This window comes from Psychrobacter sp. GW64-MNA-CIBAN-0177 (assembly GCF_040309585.1).
GTDB classification, from domain to species: domain Bacteria; phylum Pseudomonadota; class Gammaproteobacteria; order Pseudomonadales; family Moraxellaceae; genus Psychrobacter; species Psychrobacter okhotskensis.
This window is the reverse complement of sequence record NZ_JBEOOY010000270.1, coordinates 1-269: the sequence shown is the minus strand read 5'-3', so window position 1 is coordinate 269 and position 269 is coordinate 1. Positions and strand designations below refer to the sequence as shown.

The 269-nt window shown below is 47.6% G+C and carries 1 protein-coding gene; it reads left to right on the top strand.

Annotated elements, in window-relative coordinates; genetic code table 11:
- On the top strand, positions 1–269 hold a 269-nt coding region (locus tag AAEY79_RS15050), incomplete at both ends, for a hypothetical protein (protein ID WP_352289230.1).

Here is a 269-nt window from a genome sequence, read left to right as displayed (position 1 = left end):
TCTGCAGGCGAGCAATCAGTTAACCGCTGTATCGATGTGGCGCAAAACTTGTTTGCGTTAGGCTCGTTACAAGAGCCATTAGATGCAATCATTATTGCCGCTGTAGACCTGTCTGGCAGCATTGAAAATATGTTGTTCAATACCGCTAAGCTTAACGCTAAAGGATTGCGTTCAACGGATTGGTTAGTGGGTGAAGGGGCTGGCGCACTCGTGCTACAACAAACCAATGCAGCACACACTCAGCTTGACAGCTATGCCAGTATCGATAG